Genomic DNA, 21,505 nt, shown 5'->3' on the forward strand with positions numbered 1-21,505 from the left:
GCGAGGGATCGTCACCCGAAGGCCGAGACGGCGAAGCCGGCGCGGGGAGCGGCGGGACGCCGCGACTAGAGCCCGGCCGGCCGCAGGCCGGCGCGCCTAGGCCCTGCCGCTGCCGGACGACGCGCGTGGACTAGCTGCCTTCGGCTAGCCAGAGGCTCACGTCCTGGATCGAGCGCATCAGGATAGACGGGTTGTCTCGCGACGGGACAAAACCCCAGCTCTGCCAGTAGCGCTCGGCCTCGGCGTCGATCGCCCGCACAACCACCGCGCGGCCGGCGACAATGTCGGCGCCGGCGACGCAGCGACGAAGCGCGTCCTTGACCAGGCCGCTGCCGATGCCTTGTCCGGCATAGCGATGGTCGACGGCGAGTTGCCCAATGAGCAGGCAGGGGATCGGATCGGGCGGGCGGCCGGTGCGGATGGCGCGCGGTGCGCTGTTTGGCTGGATCACGCCCGGCGCAAGGCCGTAATAGCCGACGACTGTTCCCTCATCGTGAACGACCAGAACGCGGGTAAACCCGCGGGCCTGGTTCGTTCGCGCGAAGCCGGTCAGCCAAGCGTTAAGCGCCGGCTTGCCGCAATCGAAGCTGTCGAGGCGGTGCGCGTCGTCGAGGAGTTCGATGCCTGAAAGCGCCACCTAGCGGTCCCAGGGCGGGGACCGACGCAGCCGCTCCGCCGCCTTCGGCGGGGGCGCGGCGGCTGGGGCTGAGATCGCCTGCATGAAGGCGTCATAGGCTTCCGGGGACACGCGGATGACGGTTTCGTTGAGGATGGCCGCTTGCGCCTCGTGGAGTGCTGCGCGCCGCATGAACTCCGTGCGCGACAGGCCGAGCAGCTCCGCGCCGCGGTCGATGATGGTGAGATCATCATCGCGAAACCGCATCGAGACGGGGGTTTCCTTCCTTGGGGCTGTGGTGGCCATGGCGCGCTCCTGTGATGCGCACGTATATACGTCTATGTAACGCTGAACGCAATACATGTTGCCTGGCGGAATGCTCCACCGCGTCGATACGATCTTTGAAAGCGGAGGTTGCGGTGCTTCGCGCGCGGCTTTGGTGCGCTTCGCGCGGGCCGAACCCGACCGCGCCCGGTCGGGTTCGATAGTGCGGTTGCGAGGAAAGCGGCGCTTCACGCGCCGCCCTCCGCGAACCGCCAGACGGGGATGCCGAGCCGACGGGCCTTGTCGGCAAGGTTGTCGGTGATTCCGGAGCCGGGAAAAACGATCAGGCCGTATGGCACCACCGAGAGAAGCTGGTCGTTGCGGCGGAAGGGTGCGGCCTTGGCGTGACGGTTCCAGTCCGGCTTGAAGGCGATCTGGGTGACCTTCCGGTTCTCGGCCCAGCAGGCGGCGATGCGTTCGGCGCCGCGCGGGCTGCCGCCGTGGAGCAGGACCATGTCGGGATGCTTCTCGCGGGCCTTGTCGAGCGCGTCCCAGATCCGGTCGTGATCGTTGCAGTCGAGGCCGCCGGCGAAGGCGATCTTGGTGCCGGCCGGGACGAGAACCTCGGTTTCGGCGTGGCGGCGAGCGGCGAGGAAGTCTCTGGAGTCGATCATGGCTGCGGTCATTGCCTGGTGGGAGACCTTGGAGCCGGTGCGCGGCCGCCATGCCGATCCTGTCTGCGCCTCGTAGAGGTCGGCGGCCTCGTCGCGCATGATTTCGAGCACATTGCGGCGCTCGATATAGGTGATGCCCTCGGCAGTGAGCCGTTCCAGCTCGACCGACTTCACCTCGGAACCGTCTTGCTCCTGCTGGCTTGAACGCTGGGCCTCCTCGTTGCGATCGAGGCTGCGGGCGACGCGCTCGGCGGCGCGGTGGAAGACGTTTGCGAAGGACCAGAGCAGGTCGTCGAGATCGGGTTCGAGCCTGGTGTCGCCGAGCATGCCGGCGAAGGCCTCGACGATCCCGGCAAGGCCGGCCCGGATCACACTCTCGTCCGGCAATGGGCGGGGATCGGGCTCATCCTGATGCGGGCGATGGCCGTACATCTGCAGTTCGAGGATGACGCGGTCGGTCGGCGAGGAGGCGTGGTAGGGCTCGTAGGCGTCGTCGAAAGGAAGCTCGTAGGCCATCGCGGTGTCTCCGTCGGTTGTGGCCGCGCCTATCGCGGCCTGACAGCGCATCCCGGCCGCGCCCCGGGCGCGGCCGCACCGAAGGCCGGAGCGTGAGCGGAGGACGGCGCAGCCGTTGCGGCCGTGAACGGGGGGTGGCAGGGGTCGCCTCTTGGGCAGGCCGCGGGCGCGGCCTCTCCGGCGGATCGCCGCCATGCCTGCACGCCCTTCTGTAACGCCACCCCTGCCCGCCCGCAGGCTCGGACCGTTCATCCCGCCGGCAGGAAGAGACGGGCATCTTCCGGAACGAGTTGATCGGCGAGCCATGCCGCGAGATGGGCCGGCCCGAGATGGCGCAGATCGTCATTGAAGTCGCCGAGCTGCGGCTGCAACGTCAGAGCGAGAATCCCGGCCTCGCCCGCGCGCTGGCTGAGACGTTCGATGCCGTGCCGGCCGGCGGCGTCCGCATCGGCCGCGATGTAGAGGCGACGGCAGCCAGGCGGGAAAATCAGGCCGGCGAGGTGATTGGCCGAAGTGGCGGCGGCCACCGGCAGCGCCGGCATCACCGTCCGCAGCGAGGCCATCGTCTCAAAACCTTCGCCGGCGGCCATGACCGGGACAGGAGCACCGGGTTCAAGGCCGAGCCAGATGCCGTTGCCCAGCAAGTGACCGAGAGAGCGGCGGGGATCGTCGAGTTGAGCTTTGCCATTGCCGTCCGGAGCGAGCCAGGTACGCTGGAGACCGGTGATGCGTCCGTCCAGACTGGTGACGGCGGCGATCAATGCGGGCAGGGTCTGCGTCTTGCCCGTCACCAGTTCACGGTAGTAGCAGCCGGGGTGGAAGCGGAGAGCGCGCTCACGGGCGGACAAGACGATGCCGCGGCCGGCCAGATAGCGTTCGGCCAGCGTGCCGACGATCGGCTGCGACATGGCGAACAGGCGGCGCGCCGATTCGGGGGAGCCGCGTGCCACCGCAGGCTGGCGCTGGGCACCGAATGGTCGGGACTGGGGCTCTGGCCGTGGCATGGCGAGGAAACGCCGCGCTTCGTCCGCGACATCGCGAAACTCGATGAGGCCGCAGCTTTCGCGGATGACATCGAGCAGATCGCCAAACTCGGTGGTCGCCTCGTCCACCCACTTACCAGCAGGGCCCTTGGCATTGGCCTTCAGCCGCACATGCATCGAGCGGCCGCGCGTGTTGCGGACATCACCGACGATCCAGTGGTTGCCGGAGCGATGGCCGTTGGAGAGATATGCGCGGCACACCGCCTCTGCATGGTCGCCAAGGCGGCGCGCCAGCTCGGAGGCCGAGCCGGTCATGATCGCCTCCGTTTCAAGCCGCTGCGGTGCGGTCGGTGACGCCGACCAGCGTGTGGCGCTCAAGAAGCGAGGCGAGCATGGCGGATCCCTGCCCGCCCGTCGGGATGAACAGCCTGAGCTTCCAGGAGATGATTTCAGAGATCAGACCGAGGGCCTTCAGCCGGGGGACCATCGCGTCGGTGAATCCGATAAGCTCGATGCGGTAATCGTTCATGACCCGGCTGCGGCGCAGGATCAGGCCGTCGGCGAGCTGCAACCCGATGCGTCCCTCTACCAAACCCGACCATGCCTCGTGCGGAGCGAGTATCGGCACATTGTCGATACCGAGATTGCGCAACATGGTCGCGACCAGCGTCGGCGCGATGTGACGACCGATGATGCGTTCGCCGGCATCGGTCTGGATGCGGTAAACTCTGCAGTCATCGTCTGGCAGCCGCCGCCAGATCGGCAGCAGCAGGCCGGTGACGATGTGGAAGGTGCTGGTGGTAAATTCCGGGACGGCGGCGACTTCCGAGTCCCACAGTTCGCAGAAGAGTTTTCGGTCGGCCGGCTGCCAATGGGTTTCGGCAAGCGCGTCGAGACCGAAGCGCAGCTCGTCGGTCGGCCGCAGCAGGCGCACGCGATGCTCGACCGCGCCGTCGTCGAGCATCAGGCTGGCGGTCGGCAGCTGGATCGCCGCGCGGTTCGACCGCGTGTTGACCAGCAGGACCGCCTGCGGTTCGGCGCGGGCGATGGCCAGCGCATCGACCAGACCGAGCGGCCGGATGCGATCCTTGCGGGCAACGGTGAGCACATGCGACTGCGCACCCGAGACCGGATGAGTGTAGACCGTGCGGCGATCGGTAATAACAATGCTTTCCGCCGTGATCGTCTCCAGCCCTTTGTCATAGTTGCCGGCGGCGATGGCGCCCTCGACCTTTGCGGTCATCAGCTGCTCGAACACCTCGAACAGCAGATTCTGGGTCTCGATGCGCAGCGCCAGCAGCCGGTTGAGCCAGGTCGTGATCGGCGGCAGCTCGTCGCGCAAACCGCCCTCGTCGGTGGTCAGTGACAGGCCGGTGACCGTCTCGAAGATCGTAAGCGAGCAGCCGTCGATCTTGCCTTGGTGCAGCAGCACATAGAACTGCCGCAGTGCTGCGCGGGCATAGGAGCTTTCCAAATTGTCCTCAGACCGGAACAGCCCTGCACCGCCGGTCTGGCGCTGGCCGCGCGTGATCGCGCCCAATGTGTCGAGCCGCCGCGCGATCGTCGACAGGAAGCGCTTGCCGGCTTTTACATTGGCGGCCATCGGCCGGAACAGCGGCGGCTGCGCCTGGTTGGTGCGGTGGGTCCGCCCAAGACCCTGGATGGCGTTGTCGGCGCGCCAGCCAGCTTCGAGCAGATAGTGCTTGCGCATCCTCTGGTTCTTCGCCCCGAGATCGGCGTGGTAGGAGCGGCCGGTGCCGCCAGCGTCTGAGAAGATCAGCACGCGCTTGTCGTCATCCATGAAACTCTGGGTCTCGGCTAGATTGGCCGAGCCCGGACGGTTTTCTACAGCAAGCCGATCGATGCCGTCGCGGCCGGTCTTCCTGACGATGCGGCGTGAGCGACCGGTCACCTCGGCGACGGTCTCTGTGCCGAAGTCGTGAATGATCTGATCGAGCGCGCTGCCAACCGGGGGAAGCGAGGCCAGCCTTTCGATCATCTCGTCGCGCCGGCGCACCGCTTCCCGGCACTGGACAGGATTGCCGTCCGCGTCGTGGACGGGCCGCGAGTAGACGTTCCCCTCGGCGTCCGAATACTCCTCGAACAGCTGCGTCGGGAAGGAATGCATCAAATACCCGCCGACATAATATGCCGCGTCCGCATTATGCAGAGCACGGCGGGTCAAGTCTTTGATCTGCTTTTTCATTTCCTCATCTCCACTTGGCATAATCATGATGCCTCTGCTCTCAACAGCAGAAGGACACCCTCATGGCTTCCCACCCCAACTCTCGCTCCGCCTTTGACCCACGCGCCGCCGTTCTCGACGATCGTGCTCTCGTCCAAGGCTATCTGGCGCAGCACCCCAAGCTCGCGGCAGGCGCCCTGAGCGCGGCGCGACATTTTCTGAAGTGGGCAAGCGCCCACGATATCGCCTACAAGGATCTCGATGCGGCAGCGGTTGATCGTTTTGCGCGGCATCGCTGTCGTTGCGGGCGCTATAGACCCCGCCAGCTGCGTGACCCGGTTTACACGACCGATGTCCGCCGGTTCCTCCGATATCTGGAGAATGCCGGGATCGTGACCGTTCCGGGCAGTGTCGAACGGCTGGACAAATATCTTCCAGAGTTCGCCATCCGGCTTAGAGCAGTCGGCTACAGCAAGCCGACCTATGGTGGCCGATTAAGTCAGGCGCGGCATTTCGCCGAATGGATCTTGCAGGCGCGTATTCCTGCAAAGGAGATCACTGACGTCACCATTGAACAGTTTGCCATGCACGATTGTCGGTGCGGTATCCGAACCAAGCGAGGCAGACGAGTTACCGGCACGGTAACCAAAGATCGCCGTCGCGGTGCTCGTCGCTTCGTCAATTTCCTGCGTGACCAAGGCGTGATCGATCCCTCTGCGCCACCCGATACTCTGGAGATCGATCCGCGACTGGACGGCTTAGCCCAATGGCTGCGCCGCGAGCGTGGGGCGACGGAGGAGACGATCCGGCGCTACCAGCACGAAGCCGGACGCTGGATCGGCGTTCTCGGCAAGGACCCGGCGCATTACAATGCCGCGACCATCCGCTCTATCGTTCTGGATCAGATTCCGGAACGCTCGCGCTCTTCGATCCGCATGACGGTGACGGTGCTGCGCGCGTTTCTGCGCTTCACCGTCAGCCAGGGCCTTTGCGCTCCCTTTCTGCTGCATGCAGTGCCGCCAGCAATTCGACGGAAGCTATCAACCGTTCCGCGCGTTATCCCGACGGCAACGATTGAAGATATCATTGCATCCTCGGGTACGACGACATCGGTCGATATCCGAGATCGCGCCATCCTCCTCCTGCTCGCGCGAATGGCATTGCGGGCGGGGGATGTGTGGCAGCTGCGCCTTTCCGATATCGACTGGCGGGCCGGTCGACTACGGTTGCTCGGCAAAAGTCGTCGCGGGACGATGCTGCCGTTGCCCCAGGATGCGGGTGATGCACTTCTCGCCTACATCGAGGATGCGCGGCCCATCGTCTCGACGGACCGGGTATTTCTGCGGACACAGGCGCCGTTTACCCCGCTGCGTTCTTCGGCCGAGATCGCGGGCATCGTCGCCCGCATCTTGAAGCGTGGTGGATTTTCCCACCTGCCGACAGGATCCCATGTGTTCCGCCATTCACTTGCGTCCGCCTGGCTGCGCGACGGCGCTGATCTTGATCAGATCGGCATAGCACTCCGGCACGCCTCTCGGGACACGACGGCGATCTACGCGAAGGTGGATGTCTCGATGCTGGCAGCCGTTGCCCAGTCTTGGCCGGGAGCAGCGTCATGATCCACCACCACGTCGACCGCTATATCCAGTTGCATTGCACCCTCGGCAAGAAGTTCGATGCGCAGGAACAGGCACTGAGCCAGTTCGCTATACTCGCCAGCGAAAGAGCCGCCACCATCATAACCGCCGAGTTGATACTGGAGTGGGTGCGTGAAGCGGCTACGCCGAACGCCACCCGTATCCGTTTTGGCCTCGCACGCGCCTTTGCCGCTTTTCTGCACGGTGAAGACCCACGGCATGAAGTACCGGCCGCAGGGCTGATGGGGCGCGGCAGACGGCGGCGGCCAGCTCCGTACATTCTGATGCCGGATCAGATCGCAAGCATCATGGCGGAGGCCCTGAAGGTGCCAGGCTTGGCTCCGATCAGCCCGCTTACATATTATCATCTGTTCGGATTGCTTGCCTCGACGGGGCTCCGCATTTCGGAAGCTCTTTCCCTCAGCTGCGATGATCTGACGGATGACGGCCTCATGGTTCGCAGCGGCAAGTTCGGTAAAAGCCGCCTCGTTCCGTTGCACGCTTCAAGCCGGACTGCCCTTGAGCAATACCTTGCCGTCCGACGTGAGTTTGGTGGCGCAAGCGACGATCTCTTTGTGCTGGGTCACGGTCATGCACCGACCAAGACCAGAGCCCATGTGGTCTTCGTCCGGATTGTCAGACGGCTCGGGTACCGCAACCCAACAGGGCCCGGTCCCCGGCTGCACGATCTGCGCCACACCTTCGCAGTGCGGTCTCTGGAAGCCTGCGGGAATGATCCGCAGGCTATTCTGCGACACATGCGTGCACTGAGCACCTATCTCGGCCATGCCGAGGTTGCCAACACCTATTGGTATCTCGAGGCGACGCCTGTCCTATTGCGCACAATCGCTTCAGCAACCGAAGGCGCTTTCGTCGGAGGTGCAATATGACTCCGCTCGCTCCGGACCTTTCCACGTTCCTGCAGAGCCACCTCCCGAACGAACGTGGTGCAAGTCCGCATACAATTGCCAGCTACGCTCATGCGTTCACGCTGTTGCTGCGTTTCGCCGCCGCGCGTCTCAAACGACAGCCTTCCGACTTCATGATCGAGGATCTCGATGTCGGACTGGTGAGAGCATTTCTACAACATGTGGAGGAAGGGCGGGACAATACCGCCCGTTCTCGCAATGCACGGCTCTCGGCGATCAAGGCATTCTTTCGCTTCGTCGAACATCGGCAACCGGCCTGTCTCGAACAGGCCATGATGATCCGGGCGCTACCGGTCAAGCGAACGGACAGCCGGCTCATCGATTACCTGACAAAGGAAGAGATACGAGCGCTGCTTGCGGCGCCCGACACCCGCACGCGGGGCGGTCTGCGCGACCGTGCGATGCTCCATCTTGCCTATGCCGCGGGTTTGCGGGCATCCGAACTATTGGCGATGCGGATGGAAGACTTCCCTGATAGGTCGCTTTCCAGCGTTCGCGTCCTCGGCAAGGGGCGACGGGAACGTATCCTGCCGCTCTGGAAAGAAACTCAGGCCGCATTGCGTGCATGGCTGGCCGTTCGGCCGGGTGGTCAGGGTCCAGAACTATTCCTGAGCCGGGATGGCAAGCGCATGAGCCGCGATGGATTCGCGTACAGGCTCCAACTGCACGTCGCCAAAGCCGGCAAAACGGTGCCGTCGATTACCGGCAAAAGCGTCACGCCGCACGTGCTTCGGCATAGCTGCGCCATGCACACGCTCCAGGCAACCGGAGACGTTCGCAAGGTGGCGCTGTGGCTCGGCCATGCCAGCATCCAGACTACCGAGATGTATCTGCGCGCCGATCCAACCGAAAAGCTCGCGCTTCTCGACGCACACCATCCCCCGCTTATCAAAGCCGGAAGGTTCCGGGTGCCATCGGACAAACTGATGGCCGCTCTCGCGGCCGCAACCAACCCACGGCACTAGGAAATCCGAACAGCCATCACCGAAAACAGTGTCGGGCGGTCTCCGCCCGGCACCTATGATTATGCCAAGTGGAGATGAGGAAATGAAAAAGCAGATCAAAGACTTGACCCGCCGTGCTCTGCATAATGCGGACGCGGCATATTATGTCTTATCCCGAACTCGGGATAAAACGTACTCGCGGGGCGTGACATCGACATGGAGATCCGACCATTCCTCCGTCGGGATGTCTGCAAGCCGGCGTTCCATCAGCGCCTCGCCGGTCGAGACGATCTGCACGACGGCCGCGTGGCCGTCAGCGAAGTCCTGCCTGATTGCGCTGATCAGGGTCGGTGTCATCATCGAGGTGATGAGATGACTGAAGAAGCGCTGCTTGGTGCTCTCGAACGCCGAGCGCGCTGCCGCCTTGGCGTTGCGGTTCAGCGTCCCGGCGTCGCTGGTGATGTTGGCCGCTTCGAGCGCCGCGTTGAGGTTGTTGTGGATGACCTGGAACGCGTCCGCATAGGCGTTGTAGATGCGGATCTGCTCGTCGGTCAGTTTGTGCTCGAGCAGGTCGTATTCGACGCCATCATAGGAGAGCGAACGCGCCGTATAGAGGCCGAGCGACTTGAGATCGCGGGCGAGCACTTCCATGGCGGCGACGCCGCCATCCTCGATGGCCGCGACGAACTCGGCACGGTTAGCGAAGGGAAAGTCCTCGCTGCCCCAGATGCCGAGGCGCTGTGCGTAGGCGAGGTTCTCGACCGCCGTCGCCCCGGTGGCCGAGACGTAGACGATACGGGCGTCGGGCAGCGCGTGCTGCAGACGCAGCCCCGCCCTGCCCTGCTGCGGGCGACGTCACCGCGTTCGCTTTTTCCCCCGGCGGCATTGGCCATCGCGTGGGCTTCGTCAAACACGATGACCCCATCAAAATCCTTTCCGACCCATTCGATGATTTGGGCGATGCGCGACTTCCTGCCCTCGCGTTCCTGGGAGCGCAGGGTGGCGTAAGTCGTAAAGAGGATGCCTTCGGCAAGGCGGATTGGCGTGCCCTGCCGGAAGCGGGAAAGAGGCTGGACGAGCAATTTTTCCTGGCCGAGCGCTGCCCAGTCGCGCTGGGCGTCTTCGAGAAGTTTGTCGGATTTCGAGATCCAGATCGCGCGCCGTCGACCCTGCAGCCAGTTGTCCAGGATGATACCGGCGACTTGCCTCCCCTTGCCGCAGCCGGTGCCGTCACCCAAAAACCATCCGCGGCGGAAGCGGACGGCGTTGTCGGCGCCTTCGGAGGCGGCGGAGACGACATCGCAGGTTTCGTCGACCGTCCAGGCGCCGGCGAGATGGCCGGAATGTGCCTCACCGGCATAGATCACACTTTCGATCTGGGCGTCGGACAGCAGGCCTTCGTCGATGATCGCATCCGGCAGGAGAGGCCGATAGGAAGGCTTCGGCGGCGCGACGGCGGCCATTGCGGCCGACTGGACCAGAGGCGTCGGATGCGGCTTGGCGCGCGGGATGTCGATCGACTGCAGCGCATAGGGCTCGTAGATCGTGTCGGTGAGCCCACCGCCCTCCTCGGGCATCCAGTCGCGCAGCTCGTAGGCAAGGGGAACGGCAGGCGTGGTGCCTGTTACGACCGGGAGGATGGGCTTCATCCGGGCAGCCGGTTGGGTTAGGCGGATAGTCTTCGCGGCAGCTGCAGATGCTGCGATGGGTGCGGCTTTCGTCGCATTTCGCGCGGCCATTTGAGCCGCGGCATTGCACAGGATCGGGTTCGAGAGGGCGCCGATCGAGTCCGGAAAGCCGCCCGGTGTGCGGGGCGGCAGGTCGGATATCCAGGCGAGCAGCGTTTCAACGTCCAAAGCCTTGCCCGGCGACGCGACGAAATGCGCTGGATCGGCTGCCTGCACCTTGTCGATGATTGTGAGGCGGGTTTCGGCGGTCGTGCCGTGGCGGGAATAGACGCGGCCGTCGATCGCCGCAGTGAAGACGATGGTGCCCTGCCGCTGCAACCGTTCAAAGGCGGCTCGCCATTTGGGGTTTTCAGGGGAAAGCCCGGTGCCGGTGATGGCGACAATTCGACCGCCGGCGCGCAGCCGGGCGAATGCGGAGGACAGGTGCCGCCATGCCGCATCGGAGACATGGCCGTCGACATAGGCGCCGACCGTGAAGGGTGGATTCATCAACACGACGGAAGGCTCGAAAGTGGTATCGAGATGATCGTCGATATGGGCTGCGTCGTGCCGGGAAACGGGAGCGCGCGGGAACAGCAGGCCGAGCAGATCCGCGCGGGTCATGGCAAGCTCGTTGAGGGCGAGCGACGCTCGGGCAACCTCGGCATGGACTGCGAGCAGGCCGGTGCCGGCCGAGGGTTCGAGGACGACATCCGAAGAGGAGATCGCCGCCGCTTGAGCGGTGACGAAGGCGAGCGGCAGCGGCGTCGACAGCTGCTGCATGGCCTGGCTCTCGTCGGAGCGCCGTGTGTGGGTGGGAACGAGATCGGCGATGCGCCTCATCATCGCCAGCGTTGCCTCGGGCGAGGCCGACCGGGACAAGATCGCCGGTCCGAATCTGCGGATGAACAGGACCTGGGCAGATTCGAGCGCCTCATAGGCGTCCTTCCAAACCCAGAAGCCTTGTGCGTCGGTGCCGCCGAAGCTGTCGGTCATGGCAACGCGCAATGTCCTCGTAGTGATGGGCTTGCCTTGTTCGAGGAGAGGCAGAAGCTCCGTGGCCGCCCGGTGGATCGCCCGGGCGGTGTCGATGGCGTCGGATGCCGGCGCGGTAACGGGAGGGGCCGTCCGAGCGACGGTCGATAAGGTCGAAACAATGTTCATGGAGATGTCCTTCGCGGGAGAGAGTGCCTGCCCCGCCGGCACTCTCTGCGCCCCGGCCTGGCCGCGCTCCTTCCGGCCCCGCTCTCCCTCTCGCGACGAGAAGCGAGATGTAGCGAAGGGCTATTCAGGTAGGGAAGCTGCGGACTACCCAGCGGCTGGAGGTCGCGGGGACGGCGGGATTGGTGGACCGCTGCTCGTGACCGAAGTAAATGACGACCGGATCCTGCAATGGGATCGATTCTCACCAGGGAACGCGATTATGAAGCGACCCACGCGACCTTTTGTCGTGGAAGTGAAGAAGAGGCGCGGCAGTCCTGCAAAACCGCGATCGATCTGGGGCAACCTGGACCTTTCCACTGCAGCCGTCGACACTTTGCCCGTTTCCGAGGGGATCCTTGAGCCGGTCGGGAATGATCGCGATCCCGATCCGATCGTCGACGTTGACTGCACGAGCAGTACCGGCTCCTCAATCGACACCCCATCAGAAGACGGTGATGCGCACGCCATTGCCGACGCAAACCATGCCGAGCCGCATCCTGCTGAGGTCGAGACGGAAGGCGCTGCCGAGGAGCCTGCACGGTCGCCTCGAAAACGTGTCAGACGTCTCGACGAACCAAATTTGCCACGTGGGCAGCGTTGGAAACGTCGGCTGCCAAAAGCCTTTCGTCGGTGATCTGCGGTTTGCTCGGAAAGGATTTCGGTCCTGCGTTGGTGCTGATCATGACCCTGGTGGCTCTGTCAGCTCATCGGGATCGCGGCGTTCCTCGATGATCGCTTTTGCCTTCTCAATCACGACAATTGCCTTCGGCAGCCAGCGCTCGAAGTTGACCCTGGATAAACCGATCGGTTCGGCGACATAGACCAGCTGATCGAACAGCTCCTGGAAGTGGGCGGCCTTGCGCTGGATCGTCTCATGAAACTGCGATGGCACGGTTATTGACTCGGCACGGTAAGCGGCATCTGCACCGGACCAGATGCCTGTGATGTATGTCTCGCCGGCCGTTTCGTGGTCGAATTTCTCCGCGGACCAGTCGTCGTCCTCGACGGCCTGACGACACGCCTCGGCAGGCGTCGCGGCATCGTAGGTACGGTGGCGATACACGGGCAGATGGTAGGTGCTCTCGAGAGTGAATTTAGGCATTGCCATTCTCCTGCATTGGATGTGCGATGCCCGGCGCTCGCGCCGGATAGAGTTCAAGGCTGATGGTGGGTTTGCGGGTCGGTTGAGGCGACATCGCTTCGTGTCAGCCGCGATCGGAACCCGTCGCGGCGCAACTGGTCGGTCAGGGGACCGAACAGACGTCGAGCGCATTGTCGCCGCCCCGGAGTTGATCGGCCATCGCGCGAAAGCGGGCGCGTTCTTCGGCCCACGCTTTACGCCGAAGGCATCGACGACGACGAGCGTCGGGTGGCATGCGACGGCAGGATCACGGAGTGCGTGTCCTAGGTGTGTTTGGCCGTCGGCGACTGCTTATGATGGCTCCGCATCGCTCGCCTCTCCCCTCCTCGACCGTGCATGGATTGCTGGCATGCGATTGTCGATCTCTTCGTCGGAGAGATCCTCCAGCAGCTTGAGGACTGTCCCCTGCGTGCCAGCATTGATCAGGATAGTTCGCTTGCCGTGATGCTCCGGCGGCCAGGCGTCCGGGTTTGCCTCGCCAGCGATGCCCTTGAAGTCGGGATGGGTGGCGGACCAGATCGCCTCGAGCTTTTCCTGGCGCGTCATGCTGTCGACGGCGCCCGTCTCGTGGGCGATGATCGCCGCGCGCATCGCGTCCGGACTGCGTTTGTCGGAGAGGTCGCAGAAGCCGTGGAACCATCGTTCACGGCCACGGATCCTGATGGCGAAAAAGACGCTGGTCACATAGCCAGACTTGTATTCGGACATGCCGAACATGCCGGTTCGCTGGAACAGCGGCGGCAAGAGCGCGAGCATGAAGTGGTATTGCTCGGCGGCAATCTCGAAATACTCGCCGGCGTAGGGCGTGCCAGAAATTGGATCTATACCCGGAGTGTCTTTGTGCCGGTTGAAGAGCCGGAACATCTGCTCGCGCGTTGCGACGCCGTCGAACACCTTTCGGAACGGGGGATGGGTGGACATGGCTGCTCTCCGGAAATAGGCGGTCGCCCGCCACAGCAGCGCTGCAGCGGGTGACTGTCGGCGGGTGACGGGATCGTGGGCAGTTCAGGCGGCGCGGCGATCCGCGGAAGGTGCGGCATCGTATCCGACGCCCGTAATGGCGCGGACCGCTGCGGCGAGCGCCGGGATGTCATCGAGCATGCCGAGCGCGACGAAGTGGTTGGCACCGCCGGTATAGTCCTTGCGGCCCTTGCAGGTGCGGATCAGAATACCGTGCCCCGACGACAGCCCGAACTGGCCGACCTGGATATAGGCGCGGTCATGATGCAAGGTGATTTCACCAGATACGGCGATACCCGCCCTATTCGAGCGGACTTCGAAGCTGCCCGGCGTCAGGGCCAACTCGGCGGCAAGCTCTTTCAGCCGTGAGCGCGCCCTCGTATGAAAACGCCTCTTCTGCTGCTCGTTGTAGGAGCAGCTTGTGTTCCAGTCGAACATGTCGATCTCCATGAAACGGAACATGCCCGGCGATCGCTTGCGCGACCGCCGGGCATGCCGTGGGTTGGTTTAATGCGATGAGGAAGTCAGGCAGCCGTGCGGCCCTCGATGATGTCGGCGCCGACCTCGTCGGCGGAGACCTCTTCGAGATAGGCTCGGCGGTACGGATTGGTGGCAAGCCAGCGTTCGGCCGCCTCGCGGTCCCTGGCGAGATGCAACAGCTCCGGGCTGTCGCCGAGATCCTGCAGCACGCGGACCATGCCGATCGACGGACGCTCGACAACGTCGAAACGCAGGTCACTTTCGACGGACCACGTGCGCCGGACCGAGACGACGATGATGCCGCCTTGGCCGAAGTCGCCCTCATGCAGGGTGAAACAGGCTGGCGAGCTATAGGTCGCGCGCGTTCGCGGCGGCTCCTTCTTGACCAGTCGGCCGGTGCCGTTGCGGCTCTCCCAGGCGGACAGCTTCTTTCTGAAGCGGGCCGGCGGTCTTGCCGTGCCGTCACAGTAGCGGATGACGCTCCCCAGAGGGGCGGAATCGTAGACGATATGAGCGGACATGCGGAATCTCCATGTCGGTACACGAAAAAGGGGCCCGGCGGATGCCGGGCCCGGTGCAAAGCGGGGCCAATTACTCGGCGGCCTCGAGGTGGTCTTTTGCCTCGTCGGCTTGGATCGTCGGTTCCTCGGACGCTGTGTCGGCAAGGAAGGCCGGCAGCTCGGCGGCATCACCGTCGAGAGCCGTCTCGTCCGCCGCATCCTCCGGGATAGTCTCGCCAGCGTCGACTGCCGCGTCGCCTTCGAGGCGCAGCGGCTCGGGCAGCCAGTTCGATCCTACGAGAAGGCGGGCGGCCTCACGGGCCATAAGGTCCTTCTTCATGTGATCGATCAGCTGCGCGGAGTCCTCGCCGCGAGCCTCGCGCACCGCCTGGATGATCCTGGCCTTGGTGACGCGGCCGAGATAGTTGTCAACGGTCGGTTCCCAGCCGGCGGTAACCATGTCGAAGCCAAGCGTGGCGGCGAGCACATCGGCATGGGCAAGCGCGCCCGGCCGCCTGTTCCAGGGCTCGACGACGGCGTTGAGCGAGAGCGACGCGCAGTGCGCGAACAGCGCTTTGCGGCTCGCTTCGTCGAGACCAAGCAGGAACTCCCAGAGATTGTTGCTTTCGGGCATATCCCTGTCCCAGGCCTCGTGGCGATCGGCGATCTCCTTCGCCCAGGGCGTGTCGGCCAGACCCTGGACCTGGCTGAGGCTGTTGCTCACCATGTTGATCTCTAGGCAGCTGTCCTTGGCGAACCGATAGAACACCTGCAGCACGAGCGCATGGAGAACCGTGACGAAGGCGATGTCGGGGTCGCTTGCCAACGCGTTGCGCAGCGCAAGCGTCTTCTGTGCGGTGAGATCAAAGACGAGGCGATCGGGCAGCGGCTTGATTCCTTCATCCTCAGGCTCTTCGGCCGTGTCGGATGCGCCGTTCACGGACCGGCCGTTGACGACGACGTGATTGGCGCTGTCATCGTCGGACTGCGACGGGTCGCAATCCCCGCCCTCGGCTTCTTCATCGTCATCGCCCGTCTCGACCCGTGGTTCGTCCTCGGGGCGGACAAAGCCGGCTTCGATCTGCAGTTGGCCGTTGGCGCCGAGCGCCACAAACGCTCCGGCGATAGCCTTTTGCGCCGGGTCATAGACCTGGGGGCGATCGCTGAACGCGTCGAGTTCGGCGCCGAGCTGATCGAGCTTGTCCTCGATCTCCTGGTCGGCGTCCTCCATCTCGGCATATTTGGCGTCGAGCGCATCATACTCGGCCTTCACCGCTTCATAGCGGGCGATCTCCTCGGTGCTCAACTCCGCCGGCTCGGCATAAACGCGCCGCATGCCGGAGGTGTGGCCGTACGGGAAGCTGATTGCCGTCTCGACCCATTTCCATCCATCGGCGCGGATGGTCTCGGCGTCGAGCTTGAGCTTGTCGAAGACGAGTTGCTCGAGAAGGGCCGCATCCTGGAACCAGCCGCCGGAATCCTGCTCGAAGAGGTCGCGCAGGATGACGCCGCCCGCGGCTTCATAGGCCTCGGCGCCGACATAGACCGCGCGACGATCGTCGGCACGAACCGTGGTTTCTGTGAGCAGGCGCCGGATGTAATAGGGCTCCTGCATGTGCGGGTTGCCGGAGATGCGCTCCCAGACCTGCTCCTGGCGGGCATGGTCGTTGGAGATCGAGAACGCCATGATCTGCTCGAGGCGGGCCTCGTCCTTCTCGTAAAGCTCAAGCAGCTTTGGCGATACCGAGGCAAGCCTTAGGCGCTGCTTGACGGTGGCTGTCGATACGAAGAAGCGGGCGGCGATCTCTTGGATGTCGAGACCCTGCTCCTTCAGTGCCTTGAACGCGCGGAACTGGTCGAGCGGATGCAGGTTCTCGCGATGTACATTCTCGGCAAGCGAGTCCTCCTCGGCCGAGGTCGTTCCGCTGCGATTGACAATGCAGGGGATCGGCTCGTTCTTCGCGAGACGCTTCTGCTTGACCAGAATGCCGAGCGCGAGATAGCGGCGACCGCCGGCGGGCACTTCGTAGGTGCCGGTCTCCTCGCCGTCTCCATCGAGGACGGGACGGACGTTCAGGCTCTGCAAGAGCTTGCGCCGGCCGATGTCCTCGGCGAGCTGCTCGATGGTGACGCCGTCCTTTACCCGGCGAACATTCTGCTGCGACAGGACAAGCTTGTCGTAGGCGATATTCTCCGAAGGGTTCATTGCGATCTTCTGAATGGCGCTTTTTGCCATGGTCAGGGTCTCCATGACGGGCGGCCCGGGAACTCTCCCCGAACCTCCAAACCCGTCAGGAACCCTCCCCTCCGCCCTCTGCCTCTCGCGGCCGCCGCGCCGGCGCAAGCCGGCGGCCTCAATGCGGTTCGGCGACATCGACTCGTCCGGCTTTGCGCAGCGCCTCCAGCATGCGGGCATGGTCCATGAGAATGTGGATGAGCGCCTGGCGATCGACGGTGACCGTCCTGCTGGTGCTGCGCGTGCGATCGTGCCGCTCGTGCAGGGTCTCGAACTCGGCAAGAGTGGTACAGAGCTGGAGAATGGGGCGATCGCTCATGGCGCGGTCCTCGGTTCGGCCGGTGCGGACGTGGCTCCGACGCCTGGGATGTCGCCGTCAGCATCAAGCTCGGTTGCAAGCCAGGTGCGGATCCCGACCGGATTGAAGAACTTGACCACCGGGACATGGTCGCGATCGCTCTGGCGCCGCGCACGTTGGCGAGGATCTGTTCACGCTGGTCAGCTGTCAGCAGCGGCATTCGGGTATTGGCGGTATCGTGCATGGGTCGCGCTCCATGACGGACGATCGAAAGCCCGCCTTCCGACCTCGTGGTCCGTCACGACGAAAGGCGCCGCCCTCGTGCTTGTGAGGACGGCGCTTTGAAGTGGCGATGAAAGGGACCCCGGCTCTGATATGTGGGATCGCCGGCCTGGGCGGGGATCAATGAGCGAGGTCGAGGAGCTTCTTGGCTTTGCCTTCCATTTCGAGCCGCGCGTCCTGATGCTGCTTGTCGCGCGCAACGCGGGTGATACCTTGGACGAAGTCGAACACCGATGCCGGCGGATGGCCTTCGTCGGTGAGCACAGCATCGATAATCTTCGTGGTTTCGCCTTTCGAGAAGCCGCGCTTGCGCAGGAATGTCGTCCGATCATCGTCGTTGCGGGCAACAACGCGCTCGCGCGCTGCCTTGATGTCGTTGACGAAGGGCATGGGCGAGGATTCCGCGAACTGGATCAGCGCCGGTTCGGCTTCCAGCGCAAAGCGCGAGGCGGCGTATTTGGAGTGACGGATGGTGATTTCCTGGAAATCCTCGACGCCCCACAGATTGCGATTTTGGCATACGGCTCGCAGGTAAAAGCTCGCAATTCCTAGGGTTTTCGAGCCGACCTCGCTGTTCCAGGCGTAGAATCCGCGGAAGTAGAGATCCGGTTCGCCGTTGGGCAACCGGCCGGCTTCGATGGGATTGAGGTCGTCAACCAGGAACACAAAGATGTCGCGGTCCGAGGCATAGAGCGTGGTCGTGTCCTTCGAGATGTCGACATTGGGGTTGTAGATGCTGGTCGACCAATCGAGTACGCCGGGCACCTTCCAGCGCGTGTCACCGGTGCCATTGCCGGCAATCTTCTGGACTGCCTCGACGAGTTCGTGGTCGAAAATCCTGCCGTAGTCGGGGCCAGTCACGGCGCGAAGCTCGATGCGGCCATTCTGAATTTCGAGCGTTTTTACCTGCTCGGCCCGCTGCGAGGTCAGCCCGAACTGGAGATTGATGGCGGCAAGCGGGGCCGGAAGTTGGCGCAGGTAAGCAGCTGGTGCGCCGACCAGGCTCGCAAGCTGACCGAAACTCCAATGCGTGGGTGCAACCGGTGCCTCGGCATCGGGCAGCATGAGCATGAGGCGTTCAGCGTCGTCGCGGCTGGCTTCGACGCGGATCCGTTCGCTTTCGACAACGCGCGTACGGCTGCGCTGCGATCGGGCCCCCACCGAGTTCCGGAGGTCGGTGAGCGACAGGTAGCGCTCGTCGGCTGGTCGGTTGAACCATTCAGACGACACACGGCCGACGCGCTGGCCGCGGCCCACATCCACCTTGTAGCCTGCACGCGCGTTCAGCGTCGGTGCCTGAATTTCCATCTGTGTCATGAGTTTGCTCCGCGGCGGACGCCGGGAGCCTCTCCCCCGGACCTTCGTCCGCCCACCGCAAGCCCCGCCTGCCCTCTTCCTCTGCTGGCCGCACCGTCGCCTCTCGAAGTGCCCGCCGGCGTGGCAGCGCCAAAACACACGCCCAAGGTGAAACGCCCAAGGTGAAGACCAGCCGCACGCCGGATGTTCAGCCAAGCGCAGCCCCTCTCGGAGCGAGACCCAGCGATCATGTCGTGACGAACAAGCCCGTTGCTTCGATGGCAAAACCATGACTCAATGGATGTGGGGATGCGGCGGCATCCGGAGCAACGGAGGCAATGCGACGTTTTAGACTTGCTGACCAGGTGATCGAGGAGGCGGCGCCTGATCTACAGGCTGCGCTTGCGGATGCATATCGTAGAAAGCTGCGACCGCTTTGCTTGTGCAAAGAGCCCTGCCCGGCGATGTATATTGCGCAGGTTGGCGACCAATACATGGTCAAGCGGATGCCGCTGTCGGGTGGCAGCCATGATCCTTCCTGTTCCTCTTACGAGCCGCCCGACGAACTGTCCGGCCTTGGCGTGTTGATGGGCAGCGCTATCCAAGTCGATTCCGAGAGCGGCATGGCCGCACTGAAGCTGGACTTTCGCCTGTCGAAGGTCGGCACGCGATCTGTGCCGGCAGTTGGCGCCGCAGGTTCGGACAGCGTGGTCGGGGACACCAAGAGACTCTCCCTGCGAGGCCTGCTCCATTATCTCTGGCACGAAGCGGAACTGACAGTCTCGACGTCGCGATGGGCTGGCAAACGGCATTGGTGGAATATTCGTTGGCACCTCGTCGAGGCCGCTGGCCAGATGACGGTCAAGGGCGGAGCGCTGAGCGAAATCCTGTTCGTGCCCGAGCCGTTCCGGTCCGCTGATAAAATCGCGATCGAGCAAAGGCGCGGGCAGGCGCTTGCACCTGCGCTGCCCCCGAAGAGCGGCCCCAGAAAGCTGATGATCCTGGTTGGCGAGGTCAAGGAGTTCAGCCCGGCTCGGAGCGGCCACAAGCTGATCGTCAAGCACATGCCGGGCTTCGTGTTCTTGTTGGACGAAAGCCTTCAACGTCGGCTTCAAACGCGCTTTGAGAGCGAGATTGCACTCTGGGGCTCGGATGAGGCATCGCATTTGATTGCGATCGCCACCTTCGGGTTGACCCCGGCGGGGCTGGCGGTGATCGAGGAAATGGCGGTTATGGTCGTGGCGGAGAATTGGGTGCCGTACGAGTCAGCCTATGAAAAGAAGCTGGTCGACGCCCTTGCCAGGACAAGGGAGCGAAGCGTGAAAGGACTGCGCTATAATCTACCGGTGGACATGCCAACCGCGGCGGCGATATTGCAGACACAGCCGCGGCCGGTTGGCCTTTATGTCGTGCCCCCCTCCTCCGACAGTGCGTACCAGGAAACGCTGAGCGAACTGATCGCATCGCGACCAGAGTTCGATTCCTGGATCTGGCGGACGGCCGATAGTGAGATGCCGACTTTGCCTGGTCGGCAAGACGGCAGACGCTATTGACTCGCGCGTCGGCGAGTATTTTCAGCTACCCGGCCTGTGCGTGACCGGTATCTTAAGCGCTCGCATTTATCTTTCGTCGCGCCAGATCACACGCCGCTCCCATCGGATCTCCACCAAGCGCCGGAAGCGGATCGTGTGCGCCTGCTCTCCGGTGGGGTGGAATAGCTGCGCGCTCATCCACTCCCGGCTCTTGCACTGCTGACAGCGGACCTTGTTCCGCACATCGTCGATAGTGACGTTGCCGATCATCTCCCGCAATTCGAGCGGCTTATAGTAGCGCGTGACGTTGCAGCGGGCGCAGCGGATGCCCGCTACTTGCCCCGCGTCGTGGGCATGCGTCAGGGTCCAGGCAGCACCTCGCGGCCACTTTTCGGGTTGTTCTGGCATCTGCTGAAATGAGGAACATATTCCTGTCAGGTCAAGGGGTCTTGACTCCTACGTTCACTTTTTGTTCACTGCTGACAAATGGAGGTACGGCCATGAAATCGATCATCGCCACCGAATCTGAGCAGCCCGAGATATATGCCACGGTAAAGCGCGAGCGGCCCGCAATTCACCGGGCCGTCAACAAAATGGCAAAGCAGATGCGCGGCCTCTCTGACGTCAGTCAGAAACAGGCCATTGCTGAATTGACGGCTACATGGATTTTGGCAATTTACCCGGAAAACCTGGAGTTGGCGCTGTCACTTTCGGACGCGATGCGCGAACAGACCGACATCTATCTGCGTGAAAGCAAAACGGCCAGCGCCCGACACTGATGGTCAGGCGCAGCCGGGGAATGCCCACGCCCACGGTCATCGATCGCGAATTGCCGCACCAGGTCGCGCTGCCCGACGACCTTTGTACCGATCGCAACTACACGCTGATCAGGCGCTTTCTGCAGGAGCACGGACTGACATGCAGGACAAGGGCGGTGTTGGCGATCTGGGAATGCGGCAAGCAGGAACAATGGCGGCTGCATTGCTTCGCCAATCCTGAGGCCGCGGCAGCTTTCCTTGACCACTTCGGTGGCATCGTGTTCGATCCGAAGCGAGACAGGGAGAACGGGCGCGCTCGCGGTGTCTGGCGCCGGCAGGGCGTTTATGAGCTAATTCTGGAGCTTGGGCTGCTGAGCGTGCCAGAAGCCCTGCGGAGCTAAAGT

Annotated in this window: 19 protein-coding genes and 3 pseudogenes; 7 read left to right on the top strand and 15 right to left on the bottom strand. The window is 63.7% G+C overall.

The genetic code is table 11. The features are described 5' to 3' along the window. Window positions 1–130: 130 nt before the first annotated feature. The 5 genes and pseudogenes from FJ977_RS33775 to FJ977_RS33795 all read right to left on the bottom strand — a co-directional run. Complete coding sequence (locus FJ977_RS33775) at window positions 131–637, bottom strand: GNAT family N-acetyltransferase (RefSeq protein WP_140776852.1); 507 nt, start codon at window positions 635–637, stop codon at window positions 131–133. Next, window positions 638–922, bottom strand: a complete 285-nt coding sequence (locus tag FJ977_RS33780; protein ID WP_140776854.1) for a DUF1778 domain-containing protein — start codon at window positions 920–922, stop codon at window positions 638–640. It lies immediately after the preceding gene. A gap of 206 nt (window positions 923–1,128) precedes the next feature. Continuing rightward, window positions 1,129–2,070: a DUF2493 domain-containing protein gene (locus FJ977_RS33785; RefSeq protein WP_140776856.1), complete on the bottom strand. Its 942-nt coding sequence runs from the start codon at window positions 2,068–2,070 to the stop codon at window positions 1,129–1,131. Window positions 2,071–2,318: 248 nt separating this feature from the next. Then, window positions 2,319–3,368 (bottom strand): toprim domain-containing protein, encoded by a 1,050-nt coding sequence (locus tag FJ977_RS33790; protein WP_140776858.1) that lies wholly within the window; start codon window positions 3,366–3,368, stop codon window positions 2,319–2,321. 13 nt (window positions 3,369–3,381) lie between these two features. After that, window positions 3,382–5,199 (bottom strand): annotated as a pseudogene (locus FJ977_RS33795) (strawberry notch C-terminal domain-containing protein); the annotation flags it as partial. 122 nt (window positions 5,200–5,321) lie between these two features. Here FJ977_RS33795 and FJ977_RS33800 point away from each other — a divergent pair. From FJ977_RS33800 to FJ977_RS33810, 3 genes are read left to right on the top strand one after another with little or no spacing between them, the layout of a single operon-like run. Next, window positions 5,322–6,857, top strand: coding sequence for a tyrosine-type recombinase/integrase (locus FJ977_RS33800; RefSeq protein ID WP_140776860.1), 1,536 nt, complete (start codon window positions 5,322–5,324; stop codon window positions 6,855–6,857). Next, complete coding sequence (locus FJ977_RS33805) at window positions 6,854–7,765, top strand: tyrosine-type recombinase/integrase (RefSeq protein WP_140776862.1); 912 nt, start codon at window positions 6,854–6,856, stop codon at window positions 7,763–7,765. Before FJ977_RS33800 ends, FJ977_RS33805 begins: the two co-directional genes overlap by 4 nt. Further along, entirely contained in the window at window positions 7,762–8,769 is a 1,008-nt protein-coding gene (locus FJ977_RS33810) for a tyrosine-type recombinase/integrase (protein WP_140776864.1), read from the top strand. Before FJ977_RS33805 ends, FJ977_RS33810 begins: the two co-directional genes overlap by 4 nt. 165 nt (window positions 8,770–8,934) lie before the next feature. On the opposite strand, the pseudogene FJ977_RS33815 reads toward FJ977_RS33810, so the two are convergent. Then, window positions 8,935–11,579 (bottom strand): annotated as a pseudogene (locus tag FJ977_RS33815) (strawberry notch-like NTP hydrolase domain-containing protein); the annotation flags it as partial. A gap of 196 nt (window positions 11,580–11,775) precedes the next feature. Here FJ977_RS33815 and FJ977_RS33820 point away from each other — a divergent pair. Then, window positions 11,776–12,252: a hypothetical protein gene (locus FJ977_RS33820; protein ID WP_140776866.1), complete on the top strand. Its 477-nt coding sequence runs from the start codon at window positions 11,776–11,778 to the stop codon at window positions 12,250–12,252. A gap of 45 nt (window positions 12,253–12,297) precedes the next feature. Here FJ977_RS33820 and FJ977_RS33825 read toward each other — a convergent pair whose 3' ends face one another. The 8 genes and pseudogenes from FJ977_RS33825 to FJ977_RS33860 all read right to left on the bottom strand — a co-directional run bounded on the left by FJ977_RS33825 (window position 12,298) and on the right by FJ977_RS33860 (window position 18,832). Beyond that, the gene (locus FJ977_RS33825) at window positions 12,298–12,720 is read right to left on the bottom strand and encodes a hypothetical protein (protein WP_140776868.1); all 423 of its coding nucleotides are present in this window, start codon (window positions 12,718–12,720) and stop codon (window positions 12,298–12,300) included. Between the two features lie 330 nt (window positions 12,721–13,050). After that, window positions 13,051–13,680 (bottom strand): DUF1419 domain-containing protein, encoded by a 630-nt coding sequence (locus tag FJ977_RS33830; RefSeq protein ID WP_140776870.1) that lies wholly within the window; start codon window positions 13,678–13,680, stop codon window positions 13,051–13,053. An 84-nt stretch (window positions 13,681–13,764) separates the two neighbouring features. Continuing rightward, window positions 13,765–14,181, bottom strand: a complete 417-nt coding sequence (locus FJ977_RS33835) for a hypothetical protein (protein WP_246683405.1) — start codon at window positions 14,179–14,181, stop codon at window positions 13,765–13,767. Window positions 14,182–14,243: 62 nt separating this feature from the next. Then, window positions 14,244–14,720, bottom strand: a complete 477-nt coding sequence (locus tag FJ977_RS33840) for a hypothetical protein (RefSeq protein ID WP_140776872.1) — start codon at window positions 14,718–14,720, stop codon at window positions 14,244–14,246. 70 nt (window positions 14,721–14,790) lie between these two features. Further along, entirely contained in the window at window positions 14,791–16,935 is a 2,145-nt protein-coding gene (locus FJ977_RS33845; RefSeq protein ID WP_140776874.1) for a ParB/RepB/Spo0J family partition protein, read from the bottom strand. A 118-nt stretch (window positions 16,936–17,053) separates the two neighbouring features. Beyond that, entirely contained in the window at window positions 17,054–17,254 is a 201-nt protein-coding gene (locus tag FJ977_RS33850) for a hypothetical protein (protein ID WP_140776876.1), read from the bottom strand. A gap of 47 nt (window positions 17,255–17,301) precedes the next feature. Beyond that, window positions 17,302–17,453, bottom strand: a pseudogene (locus tag FJ977_RS33855) (DUF2958 domain-containing protein); the annotation flags it as partial. Window positions 17,454–17,635: 182 nt separating this feature from the next. After that, a complete protein-coding gene (locus FJ977_RS33860) occupies window positions 17,636–18,832 on the bottom strand; it encodes a DUF932 domain-containing protein (RefSeq protein ID WP_140776949.1) in 1,197 nt (398 codons plus the stop codon). A 317-nt stretch (window positions 18,833–19,149) separates the two neighbouring features. Between FJ977_RS33860 and FJ977_RS33865 the strand changes: the two genes are divergently transcribed. Further along, the gene (locus FJ977_RS33865) at window positions 19,150–20,364 is read left to right on the top strand and encodes a DUF1173 domain-containing protein (RefSeq protein WP_140776878.1); all 1,215 of its coding nucleotides are present in this window, start codon (window positions 19,150–19,152) and stop codon (window positions 20,362–20,364) included. A 66-nt stretch (window positions 20,365–20,430) separates the two neighbouring features. Here FJ977_RS33865 and FJ977_RS36055 read toward each other — a convergent pair whose 3' ends face one another. Further along, window positions 20,431–20,751 carry a hypothetical protein gene (locus FJ977_RS36055; protein ID WP_181180158.1) on the bottom strand — a complete coding sequence of 107 codons (321 nt, stop codon included), beginning with the start codon at window positions 20,749–20,751 and terminating at the stop codon, window positions 20,431–20,433. Between the two features lie 92 nt (window positions 20,752–20,843). On the opposite strand from FJ977_RS36055, the gene FJ977_RS33870 reads away from it, so the two are divergent. Beyond that, complete coding sequence (locus FJ977_RS33870; protein WP_140776880.1) at window positions 20,844–21,122, top strand: hypothetical protein; 279 nt, start codon at window positions 20,844–20,846, stop codon at window positions 21,120–21,122. A gap of 20 nt (window positions 21,123–21,142) precedes the next feature. After that, the gene (locus tag FJ977_RS33875) at window positions 21,143–21,502 is read left to right on the top strand and encodes a hypothetical protein (protein ID WP_140776882.1); all 360 of its coding nucleotides are present in this window, start codon (window positions 21,143–21,145) and stop codon (window positions 21,500–21,502) included. Window positions 21,503–21,505 lie beyond the last annotated feature (3 nt).

Origin of the sequence: Mesorhizobium sp. B2-1-3A, assembly GCF_006442655.1 — a bacterium.
Lineage (GTDB): Bacteria > Pseudomonadota > Alphaproteobacteria > Rhizobiales > Rhizobiaceae > Mesorhizobium.